The following is a 19,827-nucleotide window of genomic DNA, read 5'->3' on the forward strand; positions in this document are numbered from 1 at the left end:
TCTCCTAAGAGGGCCGGGCGTCAGCCCTTGACGGCGCCGGACGTGAGGCCGGAGACGATCCGACGCTGGAAGATCAGGACGAGGATGATGACGGGGATCGTCACGATGACGGCCGCCGCGGCGATGGCGCCGGTCGGCTGCGTGAACTGGCTGGCACCGGTGAAGAAGCTCAGCGCGGCGGGAACCGTGCGGGCGTTGCCGGAGGTCAGCGAGATGGCGAAGACGAAGTCGTTCCACGCCGTGAAGAACGTGATGATCGCCGTCGTGAAGACGCCCGGGCCGGCCAGCGGAGCGATGACCTTGCGGAACGCTTCCCATGAGGAGGCGCCGTCGACCTGAGCCGCCTGCTCCATCTCCCACGGGATCTGCTGGAAGAACGCCGAGAGCGTCCAGATCGACAGCGGCAGCGTCAGCGCGAGGTACGGAATGACGAGGCCGGGGATCGTGTCGAACAGGCCGATCTGACGCCACATGTTGAACAGCGGCGTCACCATGGCGATGACCGGGAAGAACGAGACCGCGAGGGCCATCGTGAGGATGACCTTCTTGCCCGGGAAGTCCAGGCGGGCGATCGCGTACGCACAGAACGTCGCAAGGATGACCGAGATGACCGTGGCGAGCAGCGAGACGATGATCGAGTTGCGCAGCGCCGGCATGAACAGGTCGGACGCACCGCCCTTGAGGATCAGCTCGTAGTTCTCGAAGCTCGGGTTCGTCGGGAAGAAGTTACCGAAGGTGTTCTCCTTGCCCGTCGTGTCGGTCAGGGCCTTGTCGCTCTTGAGCGACAGGGCGAAGATCCACACGAGCGGCAGCAGCGTCCAGATCATGACGGGAATGGCGAACCCGAGCATTCCCCACTTGGCCTTGTTGGAGACGTTGGTATCCATCAGTTGTTCCTCCCAGCGGCGAGGTCGACCTTGAAGCCCTTGACGAAGATCACCGCGATGATGAGCACGCAGAGGAAGAGGATGACGGCGAGGGCCGAGCCCATGCCGATCTCCACTCGGTCGATGGCTTCACGCGAGACGAGCATCGACAGGGACGTCGTCTTGTTGGCACCGCCGGTCATGACGTACGGGTTGTCGAAGATGCGGAAGGCGTCGAGCGTGCGGAACAGCAGGGCGACCATGATGGCGGCCTTCATGTTCGGCAGGATCACCTTCGTGAGGCGCTGCCACCACGTGGCGCCGTCGACCTTGGCCGCTTCCTCCATGGAGGAGTCGACCTGGGCGAGACCCGTGAGGAGCAGCAGGGACATGAACGGCGTCGTCTTCCAGATCTCCGAGAGGCAGATGACGAACAGCGCGCTCCAGCGGTCGCCGAACCAGTCGTAGTCGAGCGGGAAGCTACCGAACGACAGCGTGTGCAGCCAGTGGTTGACGAAGCCCGTCGAGACGTCGAAGCCGAACTTCCACGCGAACGCGGAGACGACCGTGATGATCGCGTACGGCAGCAGGACGACGGTGCGCAGCGTGCGACGCGGCATGACGATCTTGTTCATCAGCATCGCGATGGCGAAGCCGAGGATCAGCTCGACGACGACCGTCACGAGCGTGATGATGAGCGTCGTCCACATGGCCTCCCAGAACAGCGTGTCCCTGAACGCGGACAGGTAGTTCTGCAGACCGACGAACTTCTTGCCCGCCGGGTCGGTGAGGCGGTACTTGAAGAACGACAGGTAGAGGGCGTTGAGGATCGGGTACATCGTCACGAGAACCATGACGACGAACGCCGGGCCCGCGAGCTTCCAGCCGAGATTGCGCTCGGCCTTCGCGCGGTCGGAAAGGCGCGCCTTCTTGGGCTTTCCCGAGTCGGCTGCGGCCGACTTCTTGGTGTCTACAGCAGCGGAACTCACAGCAGTGCCTTCCCCTTCAGAACGTCAAGGATGTACTTCTGAGCCGTGGCCGGGGTCTGCTGGTTGACGGCGCTGGGCGGCGAGAACTTCAGCTGGAGCGCACCGGAGACATCGCCCCAGTAGGGCGAGAGGGGGCGCGGGACGGCCTTGTCGAGCGACGTACGGATCTGGGCGGCGATTCCGTTCGGGAAGGCCTCCTTGACCTTGGCGTCGTCGTACGACTTCTTGCGGCTGCTCGGGTTACCCGAGGCCACCATGTAAGCCGTGGTGTTCTCCTGGTTCGTGATGCAGTCGATGGCCTGGTAGGCGAGGTCCGTGTGCTTGGAGTTCTTGCCGACCGAGAGCTGGATTCCACCGAACGGCGGCGCGGAGTCCTTGTCCGCGACCGTGCGCGGGTAGATCGCCGCGGCAACGTCCTTCTTGTCACCCGTGTACGCGCCGTAGGTGTACGGCCAGTTCACGAGGAAGCCACCGTTGGGTGCCTGGAAGAGCGTCAGCGAGGCCGTTTCGTCGGAAGAGCCGACGGCCGGGCCACCCACACCGCTCGTGGCGACCTTGTTGATGATCGTGGCGGCCTTCTTGCCCGCCTCGGAGTCGAGGCCGAGCTTGATGTTCTCGTACGTGGCGCTGGGGTTCTCGACGAGCTTGCCACCGGCACCCGCGACGAGCGCGTTGATCCACACCGCGTACCCCTCGTAGAGCTTGGCCTGGACACCGACCTTGGTGTTCGTCTTCTGCGCGGCGCTGACGAGCTGGTCCCAGGTGACGGGCTTGCTCATGTCGAGGCCGGCCTTCTGGGCGACGGACTTCTTGTACCAGAGCAGCTGGGTGTTGGCCCAGAACGGAACCGACGTCAGCTTGCCCTTGTACATCGAGGCGTCGATGGAGCTCTGCACACGGTCCTCGGTGAAGTTCTTCTCCATCCCGGCCGGGATCGGCGCGAGGTAACCCGCGGCCGCGAACTCCGTGACGAAGGCGGGGTCGGCGCTCATGATGTCCATGGAGCTGTCACCCGCCGCGAGACGACGCAGCAGCTGCGTGCGCTGATCCGAGGCCGAGTTCGGCAGCAGTTCGACCTTGATCTTGTACTTGCCGCCCGAGTTCTTCGTGCAGTTGGCGGCCAACGTGGCCTGGCCACCCTTGCTGGCGTCGGAGTTACCGACGTCAGGGTTGATGTACCAGGTCAGCGTGGGCGTGCTGCCCCCGCCGCTGTCCCCGCCGCAACCGGCGAGCACGCCCGTCGCGAGCATCGCCATCGATGCTGCGACGGCTACCCGCCGGCGTGACTTGGATGTGTTCATGAACACCGCTCCATCCTTGATGATTGACGTCTCATGATCGCCTGCTCGTGTGACGATCGCCATAGTCAGGTAAGCACCGAGACCAAACGGTTACGCAGCAGCAACCGGCTCGTTATAGGAGCGGTGATATGGCGACGACAGCTGCCTCCCAAGGGGTGAATTCTGAACCCCTGTCCAGTTTCTTCGGCCCGCTGCGCGTGGGACACGTCCGACGGATCCGCCCACACGGCGGACCGCACCCGCTCCGATAGGCTCCGCGCATGGCAGATTTCGCGTACTCGGACCTCCTTCCGATCGGCGAGGACACGACGACCTACCGCAAGCTCACCGACGAGGGCGTCCGAACCGTCGAGGGCCCCGGCGGACGAACCTTCCTCGAGATCGACCCGAGCGCCCTCGAACTCCTCGCGAAGACGGCGATGCACGACATCGCCCACTACCTGCGTCCGGCGCACCTCGCGCAGCTGCGCCGCATTCTCGACGACCCCGAGGCCAGCAACAACGACAAGTTCGTGGCCCTGGACCTGCTCAAGAACGCCAACATCGCGGCTGCCGGCGTGCTGCCGATGTGCCAGGACACCGGCACCGCCATCGTCATGGGCAAGAAGGGCTCGCAGGTGCTCGTCGACAGCCCGTCGGCGCCCGACGAAGAGGCCCTCTCCAAGGGCATCTACGACGCGTACACCGAGCTCAACCTGCGCTACAGCCAGATGGCGCCGGTGACGATGTGGGACGAGAAGAACACCGGCTCCAACCTGCCCGCGCAGATCGAGGTCTACGCCGACAGCCAGCCGGGACACGAGACGGCCTATAAGTTCCTCTTCATGGCCAAGGGCGGCGGCAGCGCGAACAAGTCGTTCCTCTACCAGGAGACGAAGGCGATCCTGAATCCGAAGCGCATGCTCGAGTTCTTCGACGAGAAGCTGCGCAGCCTCGGCACCGCCGCGTGCCCGCCCTACCACCTCGCCGTCGTCATCGGCGGCACGAGCGCCGAGTTCGCGCTCAAGACGGCCAAGTACGCGAGCGCCAAGTACCTCGACGAACTGCCCACGTCCGGAGACGCGGCCACGGGTCACGGCTTCCGCGATTCGCAGCTCGAGGAGGAGATCCTCGAGCTCACCCGCAACTTCGGTATCGGCGCCCAGTTCGGCGGCAAGTACTTCTGCCACGACACGCGCGTCGTCCGCCTGCCGCGCCACGGTGCGTCGCTTCCGGTGGCCATCGCCGTCAGCTGCTCGGCCGACCGTCAGTGCCTCGCGAAGATCACGCCCGAAGGCGTCTTCATCGAGCAGCTCGAGACCGAACCCGCGCAGTACCTGCCCGACGTCACCGAGGCGCATCTCATCGAGGACGGCGGTGAGGATCTGTCCGACGCCACGGGCGCAGGCTCCACCGGCAAGGGCGCCGCGGTCGAGATCGACCTCACCCGGCCCATGCCCGAGATTCTCGCGGAGCTGACGAAACACCCGGTCAAGACCCGCCTGTCTCTCACGGGCACGCTCGTCGTGGCGCGCGACATCGCGCACGCGGAGATCAAGGAACGCCTCGACGCCGGTGAGGAGATGCCCGAGTACCTCAAGAACCACCCCGTCTACTACGCGGGCCCGGCCAAGACGCCCGAAGGCATGGCGTCGGGTTCGTTCGGGCCGACGACGGCCGGGCGCATGGACTCCTACGTCGAGCAGTTCCAGGCCGCGGGCGGCTCGCTCATCATGCTCGCCAAGGGCAACCGCAGCGCCCAGGTGACGGAGGCGTGCAAGGCCCACGGCGGCTTCTACCTCGGTTCGATCGGCGGTTCCGCTGCCCGCCTGGCGCAGGACTGCATCACCAAGGTCGAGGTGCTCGAGTACCCTGAGCTCGGCATGGAGGCCGTGTGGAAGATCGAGGTCGAGAACTTCCCCGCGTTCATCGTCGTTGACGACAAGGGCAACGACTTCTTCGCCACCACCGCGAAGCCCACCGCCATGACCATCACCACCCGCCCCGGCCTGAGCTGACGGCGTCGGCGACATCACCAAGGAGCCACCATGAGCAGCACCCTCACGCCGCAGCAGGCCTGGGACACCCTCGTCGAGGGCAACCGACGCTTCGTCTCCGGCACGACGCAGCGCCCGCACAGTGACGGCGAGCGCCGGCGCGAGCTCGTCGCCGGGCAGGCACCCCAGGCCGTCATCTTCGGGTGCGGCGACTCGCGCGTGCCGGCCGAGATGATCTTCGACCAGGGCCTCGGCGATCTGTTCGTCGTGCGCACCGCGGGCCACGTGCTCGACCCCAGCGTGCTCGGCTCGATCGAGTTCGGCACCGAGGTGCTGCGCGCACCGCTCGTCGTCGTGCTCGCGCACAAGAGCTGCGGCGCCATCAACGCGACGCTCGCCGCCGAGGAGACCGGCGCCATGCCGCCGGGGTACCTCCACACGATCATCGAGCGCGTCATGCCGTCGATCCTGCACGGGCGCAAGCACGGGCTGACGACCGGCGAGCAGTTCGAGGCCGAGCATGCCCGGGCGACGAGCGAGCTCCTCCCCCAGCGCAGTCAGCTGATCCGTGATCGCATCGACGCCGGCCGGCTCGCCGTCGTCGCCGTGCACTACGACATCGGTGAGGGCGAGGCGCACGTCGTCGGCACCCTGGGTGACATCACGGCCTGATCGTCCGACGCTGTCACCGTGCCGCCGTCCCCCAGCGAGTGGCGGCACGCCTGATGTCGCGGCACGCACAGGCTGCTGTGCGCCCCTCCCGGGCCACTCGCACACTCGGGGGCCTCGGGAGGGCCCGCAGGGACGTTGGGCCCTGACGCGGCGGGCCGGCTCGGCCTACCGTCCGTGGTGACCCGAGGTCTCGTCCGAGAACCCGCCGACGAAATGAGCCGTCATGCCCAAGCCCGCCGTCCGCGTCGCCGTCAGTGGAGCTGCAGGTGCCATCGGATACAGCCTCCTGTTCCGCATCGCGGCGGGTGGGCTGCTCGGGCCCGATCAGCCGGTGGAGCTGCGCCTGCTCGAGGTCGACGAGGCGCTCGGCGCGCTCGAGGGCACCGTCATGGAACTGCAGGACTGCGCGTTCCCGTTGCTCGCGGGCATGGAGACCGGCTCCGACGCGCGCCGCATGTTCGACGGCGTCTCCCACGCGTTGCTCGTCGGGGCTAAGCCGCGCGGCCCGGGCATGGAACGCAGTGATCTGCTCGAGGTCAACGGCCGGATCTTCGGCCCGCAGGGTGAGGCGCTCAACGACGCGGCGTCCGATGACGTGCAGGTCACCGTCACCGGCAACCCCGCGAACACGAACTGCCTCATCGCGATGCACGCCGCGCGGGACATCCCGAACGAGCGCTTCAGCGCGCTGACGCGCCTCGACCAGAACCGCGCCGTCGCGCAGCTCGCCACGAAGACGGGTGCGAGCGTCACCGACATCCACGACGTCATCATCTGGGGCAACCACAGCGCGACGCAGTACCCGGACGTCACGCACGCGACGGTCCATGGCCGTGCCGCGCGCCTCGAGGTGGGCGACGACGCCTGGCTCAACGACGTCTTCACTCCCACCGTCGCCAAGCGCGGTGCCGCGATCATCGAGGCGCGCGGAGCGTCCTCGGCCGCGAGCGCGGCGAGCGCAACCATCGATCACGCGCGCGACTGGGCGCTCGGCACCGAGGCGATGGTCTCGATGGCCGTTCCGTCGGACGGCTCCTACGGGGTCCCCGAGGGCCTCGTGTCGAGCTTCCCCGTGACGGTGCGTGACCGCGCCTGGCGCATCGTGCCGGACCTGACGATCGACGAGTTCAGCCGCGCCCGCATCGATGCGAGCGTCGCCGAACTCGCGAGTGAGCGAGACGCCGTCCGAGCCCTCGGGCTCATCTGAGCGTCGAGACCGCGCGTCGGCGCGTCAGGAGACCATGGGGTTCCTGACGCGCGACGTGCATCCCACGAACAGTAGGGCCCGAGCGACCGGGGCCGTCTGACGTAGCCGGCACGACTGGTGAACCGCAGGACGTCACAGCGTCATGACGAGCTATCGACGAACCTCACCATCCGGTCGAACGCCTCGTCGAGCTCATCGCTCGCGACAGCGAAGCTCATCCGCATGAACCGGTGCCCGTCGACGGGGTCGAAGTCGACCCCTGGCGTGATGGCGACGCCCGTCGCGGCGAGCACGTCGGCGCACCAGCGCGCGGAGTCGTCGGTGAGGTGCGCGACGTCGCACCAGGCGTAGAACGCGCCGTCCGGTGGCGCGTAGGTCGTCACCCCGATCTCGGGAAGGCGCCGCTGCACCAACTCACGATTGCGCCGGTACGTCTCGACGTGCTCCTTCAGCTCACCGCGTGCCGCCTCGCCGAGGGCCGCGAGCGCCGCATGCTGTGACACGGCCGGCGGGCAGATCGTGAGATTCGAGGCGAGAATGGCGACGCGTGGGCGCAGGTGCGCGGGCACGAGCATCCACCCGACGCGCCAACCCGTCATCGAGAAGAACTTCGACACCGAACCGATGACGGCGCCCTGGCGCGACGTCTGCCACGCGCTCGACGTCGCGCGCCCGAACGAGATGCCGTGGTAGATCTCGTCGCTGACGAGCAGCACGCCGTGTGCGTCGCACCAGCGCGCGATAGCTGCGAGTTCGTCCGCGTCGATGATCGTGCCCGTCGGGTTAGCGGGGCTCGCGACGACGAGCCCCTTCGGCGCGGCGCCGCGCGCGGCACGTTCCGCCTCGAGCATCGCGACGGTGGGTTGGAAGCGCACCTCGGCGCCGCACGCGAGCTCCACGACGGACGTCCCCAGCGCCTGCAGCGTGTTGCGGTAGGCGGGGTAGCCCGGGCGGGTCATCCACACCTCGTCGCCGCCGTCGAACGCAGCGAGGAACAGCAGCGTGAACGCGCCCGACGACCCGGTCGTGACGACGACGTCGTCAGCACTCACGTCGTCGACGCCGAGGTCGCGGTGATACGCGGCGATCGCCTCACGCAGAGGCCGGATGCCGACCGTCTCGGTGTACCCGAGCGCATCGGCCTCGATCGCCGCGACGGCCGCCTCCCGGGCTGCACGGGGCGCGCCCGTCGAGGGCTGGCCGGCGCACAGGCTGATGACGTCGCCGTGCGTGCGCTGACGTTCCGCTGCCGCGGCGAGCACCTCCATGACGTGGAACGGCTCGACGTCGCTGCGTCGACTCGGCTGGGCGGCTGGCAGGCTCATGCCTGCCACTGTGACACACCCCGCACGCGTGACGGCCGTCGGCGCTGTTCGTCAGCTCCCGTCGATAGCTCGCCGGGCCACCACACGACTGGGAGGCAGACGACTGCGCCCAGATGCACCCGGTGCATCTGGGCGCAGGACGAAAGCGCGTAGCCGGCAGTTCAGTCGATCGACAGCTCGCGCTTGACGACGTCGGCGAGGTGCGAGGCGACGGAGTGCGCGCGTTCGGCGGTGTCGGCCTCGACCATGACGCGCACGACCGGTTCGGTGCCCGACTTGCGCAGCAGCACGCGCCCGGCGCCGGCGAGGTCGCTCTCGGCGGCGCGCACAGCGGCCTGGACGCCCTCGTGCGAATCGACGGCCGACTTGTCGACGCCCTTGACGTTGATGAGCTTCTGCGGCATCCGCTGCATGACGGCGCCGAGCTGGGCGAGCGAGCGCCCACTCGAGGCCACGCGTGCAGCGAGGAGCAGGCCGGTGAGCACGCCATCACCGGTCGTGCCGTGGTCGAGTGCGATGACGTGCCCGGACTGTTCGCCCCCGAGCGAGTACGACCCGCGGCGCATCTCCCCGAGCACGTAGCGGTCGCCGACACCGGTCTGCTTGACGGTGATGCCCTCGCGCTCCATCGCCTTGATCATGCCGAGGTTACTCATGACCGTCGCGACGAGCGTGTCCTCGGCGAGCACGCCGCGCTCCTTGAGGTCGAGCGCGAGGATCGCCATGATCTGGTCACCGTCGACCACCTCACCCGTTCCGTCGACGGCGAGGCAGCGGTCCGCGTCACCGTCGAAGGCCACACCGAAGTCGGCTCTATTCGCGACGACCGCTTCCTGCAGCTTCTCCAGGTGCGTCGAGCCGTAGCCGTCGTTGATGTTGAGCCCGTCCGGCGTCGCACCGATGACGACGACGTCCGCGCCCGCGCGTCGAAACACCTCGGGCCCGACGACGGAGGCCGCGCCGTGCGCGCAGTCGACGACGATCTTGAGGCCCTCGAGGCGGTGCGGAAGCGCCCCGAGCAGGTGACCGATGTACTTCTCACCGCCCTCAGCGTAGGAATGCACACGACCGACCGACGCACCCGTCGGACGCTCGTATTCCTCATGCAGGTGCGCCTCGATCGCGTCCTCGAGCGCGTCGGGCAGCTTGTGGCCGCCGCGGCTGAAGAACTTGATGCCGTTGTCGGGCATCGCGTTGTGCGAGGCGGACAGCATCGCGCCGAGGTCGGCGTTCATCGTCGCCGTCAGGTAGGCGATGGCCGGCGTCGGCAGCACGCCCGCGTCGTAGACGTCGACGCCCGCGCTTGCGAGCCCGGCGACGGTGGCCGCACCGAGGAACTCCCCCGACGCGCGCGGGTCGCGTCCGACGACGGCGACGGGACGCTCGTGATCGGCCGAGACCTCCCCGGCCTCGACGAGTACCCGTGCTGCTGCGACGGACAGCCCGAGTGCGAGCTCTGCCGTGACGTCCTGGTTGGCGACGCCACGCACACCGTCAGTGCCGAACATGCGGCCCATGTGCCCCTCCTGTGGTCTTCGGAATCTCTCTCCACAATACGCGGCGGTACGCGAATCGCTCCGCACCCGGCGCATGGGCCGGATACGGAGCGATTCGAGCAGTGCAGCGCGTGGATCAGCGCTTGCTGAACTGCGAAGCCTTGCGGGCCTTCTTGAGACCGGCCTTCTTGCGCTCCGGCACGCGTGCGTCACGCGTGAGGAAGCCGGCCTTCTTGAGCACCGGACGGTTCAGCTCCTCGTCGACGCCGTTCAGCGAACGAGCGACACCGAGGCGAACAGCACCGGCCTGGCCCGAGGGGCCACCGCCGTGCACGCGCACGAGGACGTCGTACGCACCGTTCAGCTCGAGGGCAACGAGGGGCTCGTTGACGATCTGCTGGTGCACCTTGTTCGGGAAGTACTCCTCGAGCGAGCGGCCGTTGATCTTCCACTCACCCGTGCCCGGGACGATGCGCACGCGGGCGATGGCCTGCTTGCGACGGCCCGTGGCCGCACCCGGTGCGGATGCGGACGGACGACGAACCTCGCCGTCCTCGCCGACCGGGCCGGTCGACTCGCTCGTGTACTCCGTCAGCTGCGGCTCGTCCGTCTCGAGGGCGTCGAGCTCGACATTCTGGTCTGCCACGTTTCTCCTAAGAATTCTTGGCAGGCGCGATTACTGCGCGACCTGGGTGATCTCGAACGGCTTGGGCTGCTGCGCGGCGTGCGGGTGCTCGGCACCGCGGTACACCTTGAGCTTGGCGATCTGGGCGCGGCCCAGCTTCGTCTTGGGCAGCATGCCTCGGACGGCCTTCTCGACGGCCTTCTCCGGGTCCTTCGCCATGAGCTCGGTGTAGGAAGTCGCCGTCAGACCACCCGGGAAACCGGAGTGGCGGTAGGCCTTCTTCTTCTCGAGCTTGGCGCCGGTGAGGGCAACCTTGTCGGCGTTGATGATGATGACGAAGTCACCGGTGTCGATGTGCGGAGCAAACGTCGGCTTGTGCTTGCCGCGCAGCAGCGCCGCGGTCTGGGACGCGAGGCGGCCCAGAACGACGTCGGTGGCGTCGATGACGTGCCAGGCGCGGTCGGCCTGCGCCGACTCCTGGTTGGGGGTGAACGTACGCACGGTCGTTCCCTTCGTTCTGTCGTTGACGATGGGGGCGGCCACTTCGCACGTCACACCCTGTGCAGGGCGCGCTGCGAAGCAACAGATGTCAATGTTACGCGGCCCTGCTGACCTGAACCAATCGAGCGCAAACCGTGACAACCATTGCGGCCCAACGCTTTTCATCGCCGTTCAGTGGGCCACCTCCGCGCACGAGTCACTCTTTGCACAACTTTTGTGCAAAATCTTCACGCGTCGTACCCTGGATGCCATGGAGCCCACGGCTGCCGCAGACACCTACCGAGTGCTCGCTCACCCTCTGCGCTCACGCATCCTCGCCCATCTGCGTCTGCACGGTGGCTCGACCTCCGCCGAGCTCGCCCGCGCACTCGGCACACACACCGGCGCCACGAGCTACCACGTGCGTGTCCTCGAATCGGCGGGCCTCGTCGAGGACACCGGGCTCGGCAACGCCAAGACCCGGGTGTGGGCGATCGCCGACGACGAATCCGACGATGACGACGGTCCGACGACCGATGCTCTCGGCTTCATCGACGAGGCCGACGCGGAGGACGCGCGGTGGCTCGAGCACGACTACGTCACCCACGTCAGCGAACGCGCCCACGCCTGGGTCGACGAGCAGGAGGGCTGGACCTACGTGTGGCAGGAGGAGTGCCGCGCCTTCGACGCTCCCGTCCTGGTGAGCGAGGAGCAGATGAGCGCGCTGCGTTCCGAGATGGAGGCGCTGCTCGGGCGCTACCGCCGCATGGGTGCAGGTACACCCGGCGCTCGCCGGGTGGCCGTCACCGTCATCCCGCTGCCCCTGCCGCCGAGCTGAGCTCAGGCGTGCGGCAGCTCGCGCATGACACGCGACGCCTCCGCGCGCGCTGCCCACTCCTCGGCCGGCGGGTACGAGACCTCCTCGAGGCACAAGCCGTGCGCCGGCATGACGACGACGCCCGGGTCACGACGGCCGGATGTCATCACCTCGCGTGGCCAGCCGACATCCCTGCGCCCCTCCCCCACAGGCACCACCGCGCCGACGAGGGCCCGCACCATCGAGTGGCAGAAGGCATCGGCCTCGATCCGCCCGACGACGACACCCTCGTCGTCCCGGCTCCAGCCGTAGTGCAGGAGAGTGCGAATCGTCGTGGCTCCCTCGCGCTTCTTGCAGAACGCCGCGAAGTCGTTCAGCCCGACGAGTCGTGCGGCTGCCTCGTTCATGGCCTCGACGTCAAGGCCCCGCTTCACGACGACCGTGTCGTGGCGGCGCAACGGGTCGAGCTGCTCCGGCCGATCGAGGATGCGATACGAATACCGCCGCTGTGTCGCCGAGAAGCGCGCGTCGAAGTCTTCGGAGACGTTCGCCACGCGTCGCACGACGACGTCACGCGCGAGAACTCCGTTGAGGCGGGTGACGAGCGCCTCGGCGGGCGTGCGATCGCTGCGTCCCGGAAGACGCTCAGCCACCACCTGGTCGAGGTCGACGTGGCAGACGCCCCCACGGCCGTGGACACCGGCATCCGTCCGGCCGGCCACGGTGAGCTTGAGGCCGTCGACGCGGCACACCGTCTCGAGGGCCGAGGTCAGTTCACCCTCGACCGTCCTGCGCCCCGGCTGCGCCGCCCACCCGCTGAACTCGGTGCCGTCGTAGGCGAAGTCGATCCGAAAGCGCATGGGCGAAAGCCTACCGACAACGACGGAGCCCACCCGACCTCCGAAGAGGAAGGGTGGGCTCCGTCCGAGATGATCACCGCAAGGCGGGAATCACGAGCGTGACGCTCAGGCCTCGTCGACCTTCTGAGCCTCAGTCGCGGCCGGAGCGGCCTGCTCGTCCTTGGCCGCACGCTGCGTGGCAGCCTCGGCCTCCTTGACCGTCGACTGCTTGGCGGAGTAGGCCTCACGCACGAGCTCGATGACGACCATGGGGGCGTTGTCGCCCTTACGGGGAGCGATCTTGGTGATGCGCGTGTAACCGCCCGGACGCTCGGCCATGTCGGGCGCGATCTCCGTGAAGAGGCGGTGGACAACGCCCTTGTCGCCGATCGAACGCATGACGCGACGACGCGAGGCGAGGTCACCGCGCTTGGCGAACGACACGAGACGCTCGGCGTACGGACGCAGGCGCTTGGCCTTGGCTTCCGTCGTCGTGATGCGGTCGTGGGCGAACAGCTGCGTGGCCATGTTGGCCAGGATCAGCCGCTGGTGCGCCGGGCTACCGCCGAGGCGGGCACCCTTCGTGGGGGTAGGCATGTGTTTCTCCTTGGTCTACCGGTCCGCTCCGAGTGGGCTCGGAGCGATCCGAAAAGCTGCTCAGTACTGCTCGTCCTCGGCGAGGTCCGCGCCGTCGGCGTCCTCGTCGTAGCGGTCGGCGATGACGCTGGCGTCGAACCCGGGCGGGCTGTCCTTCAGCTGGAGGCCCATGTCACGGAGCTTGTCGGCGACCTCGTGGATCGACTTCGAACCGAAGTTACGAATGTCGAGCAGGTCAGCCTCGCTGCGGGACACGAGTTCACCCACGGTGTGGATGCCCTCGCGCTTGAGGCAGTTGTAGGAGCGGACGGTGAGGTCGAGGTCCTCGATCGGCAGAGCCAGGTCCGCGGCGAGCGCGGCGTCGGTCGGCGACGGGCCCATGTCGATGCCCTCGGCCTCGACGTTGAGCTCACGGGCCAGACCGAACAGCTCGACGAGCGTCGAACCGGCCGAAGCCATGGCGTCACGCGGAGCCATCGAGTTCTTCGTCTCGACGTCGACGATGAGCTTGTCGAAGTCGGTGCGCTGCTCGACTCGCGTGGCCTCGACCTTGTAGGTCACGGCCAGCACGGGCGAGTAGATGGAGTCGACCGGGATGCGGCCGATCTCCTGCTCCGCCGACTTGTTCAGCGCTGCCGAGACGTAACCGCGGCCGCGCTCGACCGTCAGCTCCATCTCGATGTTGCCCTTGTCGTTGAGCGTGGCGATCTCGAGGTCCGGGTTGTGCACCTCGACACCGGCCGGGGGCGCGATGTCAGCGGCGGTGACCACTCCGGGGCCCTGCTTGCGCAGGTACATCACCACGGGCTCGTCGTGCTCCGAGGAGACGACCAGACCCTTGATGTTGAGGATGACCTCGGTGACGTCTTCCTTGACGCCCGGGATCGTCGAGAACTCGTGCTGCACACCGTCGATGCGAAGGCTGGTGACGGCGGCACCGGGGATGCTCGAGAGCAGGGTGCGACGCAGGGAGTTGCCGAGCGTGTAGCCGAAGCCCGGCTCCAGGGGCTCGATGACGAACCGCGAACGGCTCTCGGAGACAACTTCCTCCGACAGGGTGGGGCGCTGTGCGATGAGCACTGTCGATGTCCTTTCCTACGGCGACCGCTATTTGACGCCGGGTGAACGAGCAGGAATCGAGTCCTGCGCCGGAACGAGCTCTGTCTCTCGAACCGGCCGGTGGACGGCGGCGGGCGCACTGGGTGCGGCCTGCCGCCGTCCGACGTGAAGAAGGATCAGTTCTTCGAGTAGAGCTCGACGATGAGCTGCTCGGTGAGCTGGCTGTCGATCTGCTCACGGGTCGGCAGCTGGTGGATGAGCACCTGCAGCGTGCCGGGCACGACGTGCAGCCACGCCGGAACCGGACGCTCGCCGAACGTCTCGCGAGCGAGCTGGATCGGGAAAGCCTCGCGCGACTTCTCACGGACCGTGATGATGTCGTACTGCTCCACGCGGTAGGACGGAACGTCGACGCGCTTGCCGTTGACCTCGAAGTGACCGTGCGTCACGAGCTGACGAGCGGCACGACGGGTGCGGGCAAGGCCTGCGCGGTAGATGACGTTGTCGAGGCGGGACTCGAGGATGACGAGCAGGTTCTCACCGGTCTTACCAGGACGGCGCGCGGCCTCCTTGTAGTAACGGATGAACTGCTTCTCCATGACGCCGTAGGTGAAGCGAGCCTTCTGCTTCTCCTGCAGCTGGTGGAGGTACTCCTTCTCCTGGACGCGGCCGCGGCCGTGCTGTCCGGGCGGGAAGGGGCGCATCTCGAAGTTCTTGTCGCCACCGACGAGGTCGGTCTTGAGTCGACGCGACTTCTTGGTGATCGGGCCGGTGTAACGGGCATGGTGGGTTGTCTCCTAGTTCGTCAGGAAGGTCGTGCGGATCTGGTGATCAGACGCGACGACGCTTGGGCGGGCGGACGCCGTTGTGCGGCGTGGGCGTGACATCGCTGATCGCGCCGACCTCGAGGCCGGTTGCGGTGAGCGAGCGGATGGCGGTCTCACGACCGGAACCCGGGCCCTTGACGAAGACGTCGACCTTGCGCATGCCGTGGTCCATGGCACGACGCGCGGCGGCCTCGGCGGCCATCTGCGCTGCGTAGGGGGTCGACTTGCGGGAGCCCTTGAAGCCAACCTGGCCCGCGGACGCCCACGAAATCACGGCACCGGTGGGGTCCGTGATGGAAACGATGGTGTTGTTGAACGTGCTCTTGATGTGGGCCTGGCCCGCAGCAACGTTCTTCTTCTCCTTGCGGCGCACCTTCTTGGCGCCCGCGGCCGTACGGCTCTTGGGAGGCATAGTTCGAATCTCCTGTTTCGACGCTCGTTAGAGGAAGTAGTCGTGCTCAGCGTGAGCTGAGTGACTTACTTGGCCTTCTTCTTGCCGGCCACGGTGCGCTTCGGACCCTTGCGGGTACGAGCGTTCGTCTTGGTGCGCTGACCGTGCACGGGCAGGCCACGGCGGTGGCGCAGACCCTCGTAGCTACCGATCTCGACCTTGCGGCGGATGTCGGCGGCGATTTCACGGCGCAGGTCACCTTCGAGGCGGAAGCTGGCCTCGAGGTGGTCACGCAACTTGACGAGATCTTCCTCGGTGAGGTCGCGGACACGGGTGTCCGGGTTGACGCCGGTTGCTGCCAGCGTCTCCTGAGCGCGGGTGCGTCCGACGCCGAAGATGTAAGTGAGGCCAACCTCGACGCGCTTCTCGCGCGGCAGGTCGACACCGATGAGACGTGCCATGAGTTCTCCTGAATCATGAGCGGAGGTCTGGAGCAACACCGGTCCCGCTATGGCGTGAACCCCGTTGCCGATGTCGGCGGGTCCGCGGGTCCCCGGCCTCCGCGCCGGGGGTGACGTCCACTGGCGTGTCTCGTGAACAGATCGCTGTTTCCATCGCTCTGATGAGATCTCGACGACGATCCGCGTGCGGGTCTCGTCAGAGCCCAGTGGGGCCGGGTGCTGCAGTTGTTTTTGCTGCGTCCTGTGGAAGACGCTGCGAGCAAGATGCTCTAGGGGATGATCAGCCCTGGCGCTGCTTGTGGCGCAGGTTGTCGCAGATCACCATGACGCGCCCGTTACGGCGAATCACCTTGCACTTGTCGCAGATCTTCTTGACGCTCGGCTGAACCTTCATCTGCCTGCTGTCTTGTCGATCGCGCCCCTGACACGCGAGCCGCGCTGCATCCGCGAGGGAGCAGCGCGCCGGCCAAGGACTGGGTTGAATCAGCGGTAACGGAAAACGATACGGCCGCGGGTCAGGTCGTACGGCGAGAGCTCCACCACGACCCGGTCCTCAGGGAGGATTCGGATGTAGTGCTGACGCATCTTGCCCGAGATGTGAGCGAGCACCTTGTGACCGTTCGTCAACTCGACCCGGAACATTGCGTTCGGGAGAGCCTCGACGATCGTGCCCTCGATCTCGATGACACCGTCCTTCTTGGCCATGTCCTCCGCATTTCGCTGAGCGATCCCACCCCGGTTGGGTGTGATCTCGTGCAGGTCCGCGACACGCCTTGACCCAGGTTCGGGCAGGGTGTGACAAACAGACCGTTCACCAGTCTACGATCAGCGTCCGCCATCCCCAAATCGGGGACGGCGGGCGCCGAGGCACACGCCTGCGAAGGCGCACGGACACCTCAGTCGTCGAGCCCTCCGTAGAGGTCGCCGAGCGCGCTGCGCCCGCCGTCGTGCGCGGTGAGAACCCACAGGCCGCGCTCGGTGACGGCGACCGTGTGCTCGAAGTGGGCGGCGAGCGAGCCGTCGTCGGTCTTGACCGTCCAGCCGTCGTCGAGTTCGTGGGTCTCGTACGTTCCGAGCGTCACCATCGGCTCGACGGCGACAACTAGGCCGGTCTCGACCTTCGGCAGCCGCTCCGAGACTGCCTCGTTGTAGACCGTCGGCTCCTGGTGCAACTCGCGCCCGACGCCGTGGCCCGTGTACCCGTCGACGATCTCGAAGTCGGCCAGTTCGGCGTACCCCGTGCGCAGGGCGGCTTCGACCTGGGAGCCGACGTCGTTGAGGCGCTTGCCGGCGGCAAGGGCTCGAATGCCGGCCCACATCGAACCTTCGGCCGCGAGGACGAGGGAACGCACGGCATCGCCCCCGGCGGCCGCGATCAGCCCTGCTTCGTCGAGGTGGAGGTCCTCCCCCGCGTGACGAGCCGCCACCCGTGCGGCGCCGGCCGGGTTGTCGTCGCTCGCGCCGACGACGAACGTCAGCGCGGAGTCGCCGTGCCAGCCGTCGACGATCGCACCGCAGTCGAGGGAGACGACGTCGCCCTCGCTCAGGACCCGGGGCCCGGGGATGCCGTGAACAACCTCGTCGTTGACCGAGATGCACAAGGTGGCCGGGAAGCCGTGGTAGCCGAGGAAGGAGGGCGTGGCGCCACGCTCACGCATGTGGTCGTGGGCGACGGCGTCGACGTCCTGCGTCGTCATGCCGGGACGGGCGGCGAGCGCGGACGCACGAAGCGCCGAGCCGGTCACGAGACCGGCCCGGCGCATCGCGCGGATGTCGTCGCTCGACTTCAGGGGAAGGCGAGTGCGTCCGAACATCAGCGTGCCGAGGAAACCTGATCGAGCGCGGCGTTGATGCGAGCCTCGACCTCGTCCATGGAACCCATGCCGTCGATCTGCACGAGCATCCCGCGTTGCGTGTACGCCTCCGCGAGCGGTGCAGTCTCACGCACGTACAGCTCCTGGCGCTCGCGAATCACTTCTTCGGTGTCATCGCTACGACCCGAGGTCTCGGCGCGCTTGACGAGTCGCTGCACGACTTCCTCCGCGTCGACCGTGAGCTCGAGGACGGCGTCGAGCGCCTCACCTTTCTCCGCGAGCATGGCGTCGAGAGCGTCCACCTGGTTCGCCGTGCGGGGGTAACCGTCGAGGAGGAAGCCGGCCTTCGCGTCGTCCTCGGCCAGACGGTTCTTGACGATCTCGTTGGTGATCTCGTCCGTGACGTAACCGCCCGAGGCGAGGATGTCCTTCACCTTGAGACGAGCTCGGTCTCGTTCTTGATGTTCGCCCGGAAGATGTCACCGGTCGAGATGTGCGGGATACCGCGTCCGGCCGCGAGTCGCTCGGCCTGAGTTCCCTTGCCGGCCCCGGGAGGGCCGAGAATGATGAGTCGCATTATCGGAGGAACCCTTCGTAGTTGTGCTGCTGGAGCTTGGAGTCGACCTGCTTGACGGTCTCGAGACCCACACCGACGAGGATGAGGATCGACGCGCCACCGAACGGGAAGTTCTGGTTCGCGTTGACGAGCGCGAGGGCGATGAGCGGAATGAGCGCAAGCACCGCGATGTAGATGGCACCCACCGTCGTGATGCGGTTCAGCACGTAGCTGAGATACTTCGCCGTCGAGGATCCGGCGCGCACGCCCGGGATGAAGCTGCCGGCCTGTTTGAGGTTGTCGGCAACCTCGTCGGGCTGGTACGTGATCGAGACGTAGAAGAACGTGAAGAACACGATGAGCACCGTGTACACGGCCATGTACAGCGGGTGGTCGCCTCGCGCGAAGTAGGTGTTGATGATCTCCACCCACTTCGGCGGGTTGGTCGAAGATCCCTGGAACTGCGCGACGAGCATGGGCAACGAGAGCAACGACGTCGCGAAGATGATCGGGATGACGTTGGCCATGTTGACCTTGAGCGGGATGTACGTCGTCGTCCCGCCGTAGGAACGGCGACCGATCATGCGCTTGGCGTACTGCACCGGGATGCGACGCTGGCTGTTCTCGACGAAGACGACGGCCGTGGTGATGGCCAAACCCATGACGACGACGATGAGGAACTTGCCCCAACCCTGATCGCGGATCGCCCAGATGCTCTGCGGCACGCTGGCGGCGACAGCGGTGAGGATGAGCAGCGACATTCCGTTGCCGATTCCACGCTCCGTGACCTGCTCACCGAGCCACATGATGAGGCCCGTGGCCGCCGTGAGCGTGATGATCATGATGAGGATCGTCGGGATCGAGTCGTCCGGCATGATCGTCGAACACGTCGCCGGCGAGCCACCCAGGATCGAGGACGGGTTGCGGGCCGCCGTGATGAGCGTCGAGCTCTGCAACAGAGCGAGAGCGATCGTCAGATAACGCGTGTACTGCGTCATCTTGGCCTGGCCGCTCTGGCCTTCCTTCTTCAACTGCTCGAAGCGGGGAATGACCACGGTGAGCAACTGAACGATGATGCTCGCGGTGATGTACGGCATGATGCCGAGCGCGAAGATCGACAGCTGGAGCAGCGCGCCACCGGAGAACAGGTTGGCCAGGCCGAGGAGGCTGCCCGATCCGGTAGCCGCCTCCTGGCACTTCTTCACCAGGTCGAAGCTGATGCCGGGCGTCGGAATGTGCGACCCGAGCCGGAACAGCGCCATGATGGCCAGCGTGAACAGGATCTTGTTCCGCAGTTCGGGCGTCCGGAAGGCGCGTCCAAAACTGGTGAGCACTACAACCTCCTGCGCCACGCGCTTACGTGGCAGGTTTTTGGATCGATCCGTCGGGCCAAAAGGCCGTCAGGTGAGTTCGCGACTCGGGCGCGGGTACGCCGGGCGCAAGCATCAACGGATGAACGATACCTGTCCGTTCCCCCGTGATGCGAAGAACCCCGGCCCGGGCGGTCACATCGTGACTCCCCCGGACCG

General features: G+C 67.0%; 20 protein-coding genes and 2 pseudogenes. 4 read left to right on the forward strand and 18 right to left on the reverse strand.

The features are described from left to right. Positions 1–20: 20 nt before the first annotated feature. From D1832_RS00905 to D1832_RS00915, 3 genes are read right to left on the reverse strand one after another with little or no spacing between them, the layout of a single operon-like run. Positions 21–887 carry a carbohydrate ABC transporter permease gene (locus tag D1832_RS00905; protein WP_118912221.1) on the reverse strand — a complete coding sequence of 289 codons (867 nt, stop codon included), beginning with the start codon at positions 885–887 and terminating at the stop codon, positions 21–23. Further along, positions 887–1,855 carry a carbohydrate ABC transporter permease gene (locus D1832_RS00910; RefSeq protein WP_118912222.1) on the reverse strand — a complete coding sequence of 323 codons (969 nt, stop codon included), beginning with the start codon at positions 1,853–1,855 and terminating at the stop codon, positions 887–889. Before D1832_RS00910 ends, D1832_RS00905 begins: the two co-directional genes overlap by 1 nt. Then, complete coding sequence (locus tag D1832_RS00915) at positions 1,852–3,156, reverse strand: extracellular solute-binding protein (RefSeq protein ID WP_182434604.1); 1,305 nt, start codon at positions 3,154–3,156, stop codon at positions 1,852–1,854. Before D1832_RS00915 ends, D1832_RS00910 begins: the two co-directional genes overlap by 4 nt. Before the next feature lie 260 nt (positions 3,157–3,416). Here D1832_RS00915 and D1832_RS00920 point away from each other — a divergent pair, with 260 nt between their 5' ends. The 3 genes from D1832_RS00920 (at position 3,417) to D1832_RS00930 (ending at position 7,011) form a co-directional block, all read left to right on the forward strand. Then, complete coding sequence (locus D1832_RS00920) at positions 3,417–5,153, forward strand: fumarate hydratase (RefSeq protein ID WP_118912224.1); 1,737 nt, start codon at positions 3,417–3,419, stop codon at positions 5,151–5,153. 30 nt (positions 5,154–5,183) lie between these two features. Then, on the forward strand, positions 5,184–5,804 hold the full coding sequence (locus D1832_RS00925) for a carbonic anhydrase (RefSeq protein WP_118912225.1): 621 nt from the start codon (positions 5,184–5,186) through the stop codon (positions 5,802–5,804). Between the two features lie 223 nt (positions 5,805–6,027). Continuing rightward, a complete protein-coding gene (locus D1832_RS00930) occupies positions 6,028–7,011 on the forward strand; it encodes a malate dehydrogenase (protein WP_118912226.1) in 984 nt (327 codons plus the stop codon). A 140-nt stretch (positions 7,012–7,151) separates the two neighbouring features. Here D1832_RS00930 and D1832_RS00935 read toward each other — a convergent pair whose 3' ends face one another. The 4 genes from D1832_RS00935 to rplM all read right to left on the reverse strand — a co-directional run bounded on the left by D1832_RS00935 (position 7,152) and on the right by rplM (position 10,958). Further along, positions 7,152–8,336 (reverse strand): aminotransferase class I/II-fold pyridoxal phosphate-dependent enzyme, encoded by a 1,185-nt coding sequence (locus tag D1832_RS00935; RefSeq protein ID WP_118912331.1) that lies wholly within the window; start codon positions 8,334–8,336, stop codon positions 7,152–7,154. Positions 8,337–8,497: 161 nt separating this feature from the next. Beyond that, a complete protein-coding gene (gene glmM, locus D1832_RS00940) occupies positions 8,498–9,853 on the reverse strand; it encodes a phosphoglucosamine mutase (RefSeq protein ID WP_118912227.1) in 1,356 nt (451 codons plus the stop codon). A 115-nt stretch (positions 9,854–9,968) separates the two neighbouring features. Then, entirely contained in the window at positions 9,969–10,478 is a 510-nt protein-coding gene (gene rpsI, locus D1832_RS00945; protein ID WP_047310364.1) for a 30S ribosomal protein S9, read from the reverse strand. Between the two features lie 30 nt (positions 10,479–10,508). Next, positions 10,509–10,958: a 50S ribosomal protein L13 gene (gene rplM / locus D1832_RS00950; RefSeq protein ID WP_047311058.1), complete on the reverse strand. Its 450-nt coding sequence runs from the start codon at positions 10,956–10,958 to the stop codon at positions 10,509–10,511. A 250-nt stretch (positions 10,959–11,208) separates the two neighbouring features. Here rplM and D1832_RS00955 point away from each other — a divergent pair, with 250 nt between their 5' ends. Next, positions 11,209–11,775, forward strand: coding sequence for a winged helix-turn-helix domain-containing protein (locus D1832_RS00955; RefSeq protein WP_118912228.1), 567 nt, complete (start codon positions 11,209–11,211; stop codon positions 11,773–11,775). 2 nt (positions 11,776–11,777) lie between these two features. Here D1832_RS00955 and truA read toward each other — a convergent pair whose 3' ends face one another. The 11 genes and pseudogenes from truA to secY form a co-directional block, all read right to left on the reverse strand. Then, positions 11,778–12,614 carry a tRNA pseudouridine(38-40) synthase TruA gene (truA, locus tag D1832_RS00960; protein WP_118912229.1) on the reverse strand — a complete coding sequence of 279 codons (837 nt, stop codon included), beginning with the start codon at positions 12,612–12,614 and terminating at the stop codon, positions 11,778–11,780. A 105-nt stretch (positions 12,615–12,719) separates the two neighbouring features. Further along, positions 12,720–13,190: a 50S ribosomal protein L17 gene (rplQ, locus tag D1832_RS00965; RefSeq protein WP_047310367.1), complete on the reverse strand. Its 471-nt coding sequence runs from the start codon at positions 13,188–13,190 to the stop codon at positions 12,720–12,722. Between the two features lie 60 nt (positions 13,191–13,250). After that, positions 13,251–14,270 carry a DNA-directed RNA polymerase subunit alpha gene (locus D1832_RS00970; protein WP_047310368.1) on the reverse strand — a complete coding sequence of 340 codons (1,020 nt, stop codon included), beginning with the start codon at positions 14,268–14,270 and terminating at the stop codon, positions 13,251–13,253. A gap of 155 nt (positions 14,271–14,425) precedes the next feature. Then, positions 14,426–15,031: pseudogene (gene rpsD, locus D1832_RS00975) on the reverse strand (30S ribosomal protein S4); the annotation flags it as partial. 49 nt (positions 15,032–15,080) lie between these two features. Continuing rightward, positions 15,081–15,488: a 30S ribosomal protein S11 gene (rpsK, locus tag D1832_RS00980; RefSeq protein WP_047310370.1), complete on the reverse strand. Its 408-nt coding sequence runs from the start codon at positions 15,486–15,488 to the stop codon at positions 15,081–15,083. Between the two features lie 65 nt (positions 15,489–15,553). Continuing rightward, positions 15,554–15,928 (reverse strand): 30S ribosomal protein S13, encoded by a 375-nt coding sequence (gene rpsM, locus D1832_RS00985; RefSeq protein ID WP_047310371.1) that lies wholly within the window; start codon positions 15,926–15,928, stop codon positions 15,554–15,556. A 280-nt stretch (positions 15,929–16,208) separates the two neighbouring features. Next, positions 16,209–16,322: a 50S ribosomal protein L36 gene (gene rpmJ / locus D1832_RS00990; RefSeq protein WP_007928044.1), complete on the reverse strand. Its 114-nt coding sequence runs from the start codon at positions 16,320–16,322 to the stop codon at positions 16,209–16,211. Between the two features lie 89 nt (positions 16,323–16,411). Beyond that, positions 16,412–16,633: a translation initiation factor IF-1 gene (gene infA / locus D1832_RS00995; RefSeq protein ID WP_006946284.1), complete on the reverse strand. Its 222-nt coding sequence runs from the start codon at positions 16,631–16,633 to the stop codon at positions 16,412–16,414. 191 nt (positions 16,634–16,824) lie between these two features. Beyond that, positions 16,825–17,742, reverse strand: coding sequence for a type I methionyl aminopeptidase (locus D1832_RS01000; protein ID WP_118912231.1), 918 nt, complete (start codon positions 17,740–17,742; stop codon positions 16,825–16,827). After that, a pseudogene (locus tag D1832_RS01005) lies at positions 17,742–18,319 on the reverse strand (adenylate kinase). The gene D1832_RS01000 and the pseudogene D1832_RS01005 overlap by 1 nt, the downstream one beginning before the upstream one ends. Next, positions 18,319–19,632, reverse strand: coding sequence for a preprotein translocase subunit SecY (gene secY, locus D1832_RS01010; protein ID WP_118912232.1), 1,314 nt, complete (start codon positions 19,630–19,632; stop codon positions 18,319–18,321). The pseudogene D1832_RS01005 and the gene secY overlap by 1 nt, the downstream one beginning before the upstream one ends. Between the last annotated feature and the right edge of the window lie 195 nt (positions 19,633–19,827).

Source organism: Dermacoccus abyssi (assembly GCF_003515945.1).
In the GTDB taxonomy this organism is placed as follows: Bacteria; Actinomycetota; Actinomycetes; order Actinomycetales; family Dermatophilaceae; genus Dermacoccus; species Dermacoccus abyssi.

Coding starts and splice junctions, on each gene's coding strand:
- rpsK (WP_047310370.1), bottom strand. CDS start 15,488: ATGCCTCCCAAGAGCCGTACGGCCGCGGGCGCCAAGAAGGTGCGCCGC.
- rplQ (WP_047310367.1), bottom strand. CDS start 13,190: ATGCCTACCCCCACGAAGGGTGCCCGCCTCGGCGGTAGCCCGGCGCAC.
- D1832_RS00955 (WP_118912228.1), top strand. CDS start 11,209: ATGGAGCCCACGGCTGCCGCAGACACCTACCGAGTGCTCGCTCACCCT.
- D1832_RS00905 (WP_118912221.1), bottom strand. CDS start 887: ATGGATACCAACGTCTCCAACAAGGCCAAGTGGGGAATGCTCGGGTTC.
- glmM (WP_118912227.1), bottom strand. CDS start 9,853: ATGGGCCGCATGTTCGGCACTGACGGTGTGCGTGGCGTCGCCAACCAG.
- D1832_RS00915 (WP_182434604.1), bottom strand. CDS start 3,156: ATGAACACATCCAAGTCACGCCGGCGGGTAGCCGTCGCAGCATCGATG.
- rpmJ (WP_007928044.1), bottom strand. CDS start 16,322: ATGAAGGTTCAGCCGAGCGTCAAGAAGATCTGCGACAAGTGCAAGGTG.
- rpsM (WP_047310371.1), bottom strand. CDS start 15,928: ATGGCACGTCTCATCGGTGTCGACCTGCCGCGCGAGAAGCGCGTCGAG.
- infA (WP_006946284.1), bottom strand. CDS start 16,633: ATGGCCAAGAAGGACGGTGTCATCGAGATCGAGGGCACGATCGTCGAG.
- D1832_RS01000 (WP_118912231.1), bottom strand. CDS start 17,742: ATGTTCGGACGCACTCGCCTTCCCCTGAAGTCGAGCGACGACATCCGC.
- truA (WP_118912229.1), bottom strand. CDS start 12,614: ATGCGCTTTCGGATCGACTTCGCCTACGACGGCACCGAGTTCAGCGGG.
- D1832_RS00925 (WP_118912225.1), top strand. CDS start 5,184: ATGAGCAGCACCCTCACGCCGCAGCAGGCCTGGGACACCCTCGTCGAG.
- D1832_RS00935 (WP_118912331.1), bottom strand. CDS start 8,336: ATGAGCCTGCCAGCCGCCCAGCCGAGTCGACGCAGCGACGTCGAGCCG.
- D1832_RS00930 (WP_118912226.1), top strand. CDS start 6,028: ATGCCCAAGCCCGCCGTCCGCGTCGCCGTCAGTGGAGCTGCAGGTGCC.
- D1832_RS00920 (WP_118912224.1), top strand. CDS start 3,417: ATGGCAGATTTCGCGTACTCGGACCTCCTTCCGATCGGCGAGGACACG.